Consider the following 5,440-nt stretch of genomic DNA (forward strand, 5'->3'; position numbering starts at 1 on the left):
GAAGCACGCGACGAAAGTTCGCGGCATGCCGCCGCGCGCGGATTGGCGCGGCGCGCCGCCGGCGGGACGCACGCCCCTGCCGGCCTGCCCGGAAGCGCGGCTGTTGCGCGGGCTCGCCTTACGCGAACCCGAGGAAACGGACTTCCGGTTGTAATTCGATGCCATACGTCTCGTACACCTTCGTCTTGACCAGGTTGATCAGTTCCAGCACGTCGCGCGCCGTGGCGTCGCCCGTGTTCACGATGAAGTTCGCGTGCACCTCCGACACCTGCGCCCCGCCGATGCGCAGGCCCTTGAGCCCGGCTTCCTCGATGAGCGCGCCCACCGGAGCGCCTTCGGGGTTGCGGAACACGCTTCCGCACGACGGCAACGACAGCGGCTGCGTCTTCTTGCGCCGCGCGTGCGACGCTTCCATCTTACCGCGGATGAAGAACGGGTCGGCAGGCTCTACGGAAAGTTCGCATTCCACGATCACCTCGTCTGAAGCGAACGAGCTGGAACGGTAGCCCCACGCGATCTGGTCGCCGTCGCGCCGAACCAGCCCCTTCCCGGGCGACAGCGTGGTCACCGACACCACGCGCGAGCCGATCCACTCGTCGCGCGAGCCCGCGTTCATGCGCAGCGCGCCGCCCACGGTGCCCGGCGTTCCCACGGCGAACTCGAATCCCGCCAGCGATCGACGGAACGCCTCCTGCACCACCGACGACAGCGGCACGCCCGCGCCCACGCAGAAGCTGTGCGCGTCCTCGTCGTAGCGGCAGATGCGGAAGTCGCGGCCGAGCGTGATCACCACGCCGGGATACCCCTCGTCGGCGACGAGCAGGTTGCTGCCCCGGCCGATGGCCACCCACGGCACCCGGCTCTCCTCGCATACCGTGACCAGGCGCTTGAGCGCTCCGACGGAGGCCACCTGCACGTAGAAACGCGCGGGTCCGCCGATGCGGTACATGGTATGCCGAGCCATGGGCTCCGAAGGGTACACGTCGCCGTCGAACGCGTCGTCGACGAGCAGCGCCTCGAGCGGCGAGGTATGGCGGGCGGTCATCGCCGCATCACGCCTGCCGTCGCGCGGCGGCGCCATCCGCCTGCGAAAGCGCGTCGACGAGCTGCGGGCCGATGGCGGTCACGTCTCCCGCGCCCATGGTGATCAACAGGTCGCCCTCGCCCAGCTTGCCGGCGAGATAGGGCACCACCTCGATACGGCGCGGCACGTAGGCGGCCTCGGGATGGCCCGCATGGTCGAGCACCACGTTCAGGAACGTCTTGCCCGACACGCCGGGGACGGGCGCTTCGCCCGCCGGGTACACGTCCATGAACGTGACGGCGTCGGCCGCGTCGAACGCCCGGCCGAAATCGTCCTTCAGCACCTCGGTGAACAGCGGCGCGCGCGAGTAGCGGTGCGGCTGGAACAGCACGTGCACATGCGCGAAGCCCAGATGGGACGCGGCCTCGATGGTGGCGGCGATCTCGGTGGGATGATGCGCGTAGTCGTCGACCACGGTGACCCCGCCCGCTTCGCCCACGAGGTCGAAGCGGCGCTTCACGCCGGCGAAGTCGGCCAGCGCTTCGGCCGCTTGCGCAGGGTCGTATCCGAGCGCCCACAGAAGGCCGACGACGCCGGCGGCGTTCAACACGTTGTGACGGCCCGGATTCTGCTTGACGTGCGCGCTCACGACGCTTCCGTCGGGCAGTTCGAGCGTGAAGTCGCTGCCCACGCCGTTCGGCTCGTACGAGGCGATGCGCACGTCGCACGCATCAGAGAAGCCGTAGGTGAACAGGCGCTTTCCGGAGGCGCGAGCCACGCGCACGAGCGCCTCGTCCTCGCCGCAGGCCACCACCACGCCGCCGTCGTCGGGCACCGACCCGATGAACGAGGCGAACTTCTCGTAGATCTCGTCGAGGTCGCGGTAGTGGTCGAGGTGGTCGGCCTCGATGTTCGTCACCAGCACGGCGCGCGGCGACAGATGCATGAACGACTTGTCGCTCTCGTCTGCCTCCACCACGTAATGGGCGCCCGTTCCCGAGTGCGCGTTCGTGCCGTAGGCGCGCACGATGCCGCCTATGAGGAACGTCGGATCCTCCCCCATGCCGTCCAGTACGCTGGCCAGCATGGACGACGTGGTGGTTTTGCCGTGCGTGCCGGCCACCGCGAGCGTCTGGAGCGCGCGTCCCAGATAGGCGAGCATCTGGGCGCGATGCCAGATGGTCAGGCCGCGCGCCTTGGCGGCGGCGAGTTCGGGGTTGTTGTCGAGGATGGCGGTGGACACGACGATCACGGGGTTTCCCTCGGGGATGTTCGCCGGATCGTGGCCGATGTGCACCTCGATGCCCGCCTCGCGCAGCTGCTTGGTGTAGCGGCTCTCCTTGAGGTCGGTGCCGCTCACGCGCATGCCCTGGTCGAACGCGACGCGAGCGATGCCGCTCATGCCGACGCCTCCAACGCCGATGAAATGTACCTGGTCGATGTGCATGGTGTCCATAGTGCGTCCTCGGTCTCTCTGATGTACTGCAAACCGCTATTGTACCCTATCGCGCGACCGCTCAACGCTGTGCGCGAGCCGCTTCCATGACCGCGTCGGCCAGCAGACCCGCGGCGTCGCGCGTCTTCTGCGCGCGGGCCGCGGCGGCCATGCGGGCGCGCACGTCCTCGTCCTCGATGAGCTCGCACAGCTTGCGGGCGAACTCGGGCCCCTCCACGTCGGCGTCGGCCACGAGGTAGGCGGCGCCCGCCTCCACGCATGCCTGCGCGTTCATGGTCTGATGGTCCTCCGTGGCGAACGGGAACGGCACGAGCAGTGCCGGAAGCGCGCGGGCCGATATCTCGGCGAGCGACGTGGCGCCGGCGCGCGAGACGACGACGTCGGCCGCGGCCATGGCGTCGCCCATATGGTCGGTATAGCCCAGCAGCTGCCAACGAGCCTGCTGCTCGGGCGAAAGCGCCAGCTGCTCGCGCACGGCATCGAGCTCCTTGGGGCCGGTCACCTGCACGATATGCAGGTCGCCGTAGGCCAGAAGCTCGTCTTTGAGCGCGGCGACGGCCTGGTTGAGGTGCCGCGCGCCCAGGCTGCCGCCCGTCACCAGCAGCATGCGCGCGCCCTCCGGCACGCCGAAGCGCGCGCGGCCCTGCTCGCGCGTGGCCGAGAACACGCTTTCGCGCACAGGGTTGCCGGTCACCCGGACGCGGCTCTTGTCGGCCAGCGCCTCGGCCGCGTGCTCGTAGGTGAGGCACACGGCGGCGGCGCGCTTGGCGAGGTACTTGTTGGCCATACCCATGACCGAGTTCTGCTCGTGCACCACCACGGGGATGCCGCGCTGCTCGGCGGCGCGCGCCACGGGGATGCACACGTAGCCGCCGAAGCCCACCACCGCGTCGGGCTGTATCTCGTCGAACCACCGGCGCGCGAGCGTCGTGCTCTTCTGAATGGTGAGCACGGCCTTCGGCAGCGTGAGCGGGTGGTTGCGGTTGAAACCCTGGGCCTCGAACGGCGTGAACGGGATGCCCGCCTCCCGCACGAGCCGCGCCTCCACGCCCGTGGGCGTGCCGGCGAAGCGTACCTCGCAGCCGCGCTGCTTCAGCACGTCCGCCAAGGCGAGCGCCGGGTTGATGTGGCCGGCGGTTCCGCCGCCGGAAAGAACGATCAGCATGTTCGCTACCTCCTGCCCCTGCTCGACGACGAGCGCCCGCCGCGTGAGGGCGGCGGCGCACCGTTCGTCGCGCGCACGACGCGCAGATCGGCGCGTCGGCGATCGTAGATGGTCGGCGCCTCGGCGCCGCGCGATACCGATAGGATGATGCCCACCATGATGAGCATGGCCACCAGCGACGATCCGCCCGACGATATGAACGGCAAGGGCTTGCCCACCACAGGGAACCACCCGATGACCATGGCGATGTTGAGGAACGCCTGGAACGCGATCATGATGGTGCAGCCGCCCGCCACCATGGTGCCGAAGTTATCGGGCGACGACTGCGCGATGCGGGTGCCCGCGTACAGGAACAGCAGGAACAGCGCGATGACCACCGCGGCGCCCACCAAACCCAGCTCCTCGCCGATGATGGCGAAGATGAAGTCGGTGTCCGCTTGGGTGAGGTACAGGTACTTCTCGTGCGAGTTTCCCAGCCCCACCCCGAACAGGCCGCCGCCGGACAGCGCGTACAGCGAGTGGATGAGCTGGAAGCCCGTGCCGAAGCCGCCTTCGCCGTCGTTCCACGGGTTCATGAACACCATGAGCCGGTCGCGGCGGTACGACGAGCCGAAGATGCCCACGAGGCCGAGGGCGACCACGACGCCGATCACGATGAGCATCGTGCGCAGCGGCACCTCGCCCAGCCACATGACCGCGAGGATGCCCACGACGCAGATCATGGCCGTGCCCAGGTCGGACTGGGGGCCCAGGATGATGAGCACCGGAGCCAGGACGAGCAGGCCCACGAGCGCGAAGAACACCAACACGGTGTACTGCCCCTCGCGGAAGTCCGTGAACAGACGCGCCGCCACCAGCACGAGCGCGATCTTCGCGAACTCCGAAGCCTGCAGGCTGGCCGAACCGATCATGAGCCATCGGCGGGCGCCCCATTCCTCATCGCCCACGCCCGCCACCGCCGTGATCACGAGCAGCGCGAACGCCACGGCCCAGATAACCCATACCGCATTGCTGCGCCAGAGCGAGACGGGAACGAACTTCCAGATGATCAAAGCAAGGATCACGCCCGCGACGGCGAACTTGATCTGGTTGAGCGTCTCGGCCATCGGATCGACCGCGACCTCGGTGCCGGCTTTCGCCAAAGTGATGACCGCCGAGGTCGAGTAGATCATCACGAAGCCGATGAGCATGAGGGCGAGCACCGACAGCAGGAGGATGATCCGAGGTCCCATGATATGCGCAGGCGCGCCTCGCTTGTCACGTTGAATAGCCATGGCGGGCCTAGGCGCCCAACGCGGAAGCCGCGTCGGCTACGAGCGTTTTGAATGCGGCTCCCCGCTCCTCGAACGAGCAGAACTCGTCGAAGGAGGCGCAAGCCGGGGACAGCAGCACGACATCTCCCGCCGAAGCTAGCGCGAGAGCCGCGTCGAACGCGTCGGCGAGGTGCGCAGCACGCGCCGCGGCGAAACCGGCAGGAGCCTGCGCGTCCGCCGCCTCGAACGCGGCCGCGAATCGCTCGCCCGCATCGCCGAAGCACACGACCGCGCCCGCATGGGCGTGGGCGGCCTCCACGAGCGGCGCGAGGTCGGTGCCCTTGTCGTCGCCTCCCAGCAGCACGACGGGGCGCGCCTCGGGAAATGCGGCGAGGGCCTTGAGCGTGGCATCGACGTTCGTCGCCTTGGAGTCGTTGTAGCAGCGCACGCCGGCCACCGAGCCGCACGGCTCGATGCGGTGCTCGAGCGGCGCGAACGTGCGCAACCCCTGGCCACGTCGCTCTCGTGCACGCCCAGCGCGA

Annotated in this window: 5 protein-coding genes; all 5 read right to left on the reverse strand. The window is 68.9% G+C overall.

All coding sequences use genetic code 11. The features are described from left to right. Positions 1 to 118: 118 nt before the first annotated feature. Positions 119 to 1,045, reverse strand: a complete 927-nt coding sequence (gene murB / locus HMPREF1023_RS10375; RefSeq protein ID WP_009306248.1) for a UDP-N-acetylmuramate dehydrogenase — start codon at positions 1,043 to 1,045, stop codon at positions 119 to 121. Between the two features lie 7 nt (positions 1,046 to 1,052). Then, positions 1,053 to 2,480 (reverse strand): UDP-N-acetylmuramate--L-alanine ligase, encoded by a 1,428-nt coding sequence (murC, locus tag HMPREF1023_RS10380; protein ID WP_009306249.1) that lies wholly within the window; start codon positions 2,478 to 2,480, stop codon positions 1,053 to 1,055. Between the two features lie 61 nt (positions 2,481 to 2,541). After that, positions 2,542 to 3,645, reverse strand: a complete 1,104-nt coding sequence (gene murG, locus HMPREF1023_RS10385) for an undecaprenyldiphospho-muramoylpentapeptide beta-N-acetylglucosaminyltransferase (RefSeq protein ID WP_009306250.1) — start codon at positions 3,643 to 3,645, stop codon at positions 2,542 to 2,544. Between the two features lie 5 nt (positions 3,646 to 3,650). Then, positions 3,651 to 4,877: an FtsW/RodA/SpoVE family cell cycle protein gene (locus HMPREF1023_RS10390; protein WP_227101047.1), complete on the reverse strand. Its 1,227-nt coding sequence runs from the start codon at positions 4,875 to 4,877 to the stop codon at positions 3,651 to 3,653. A 49-nt stretch (positions 4,878 to 4,926) separates the two neighbouring features. After that, positions 4,927 to 5,440 (reverse strand): glutamate ligase domain-containing protein (locus HMPREF1023_RS10395; protein WP_304411931.1); only part of this gene is annotated, 514 nt, incomplete at its 5' end.

This window comes from Eggerthella sp. 1_3_56FAA, from assembly GCF_000185625.1.
GTDB lineage: Bacteria > Actinomycetota > Coriobacteriia > Coriobacteriales > Eggerthellaceae > Eggerthella > Eggerthella lenta.

Bases quoted from the DNA above. Each gene is read 5' to 3' on its own strand.
- murB (WP_009306248.1), bottom strand. From the start codon at position 1,045: ATGACCGCCCGCCATACCTCGCCGCTCGAGGCGCTGCTCGTCGACGAC.
- murC (WP_009306249.1), bottom strand. From the start codon at position 2,480: ATGGACACCATGCACATCGACCAGGTACATTTCATCGGCGTTGGAGGC.
- murG (WP_009306250.1), bottom strand. From the start codon at position 3,645: ATGCTGATCGTTCTTTCCGGCGGCGGAACCGCCGGCCACATCAACCCG.
- HMPREF1023_RS10390 (WP_227101047.1), bottom strand. From the start codon at position 4,877: ATGGGACCTCGGATCATCCTCCTGCTGTCGGTGCTCGCCCTCATGCTC.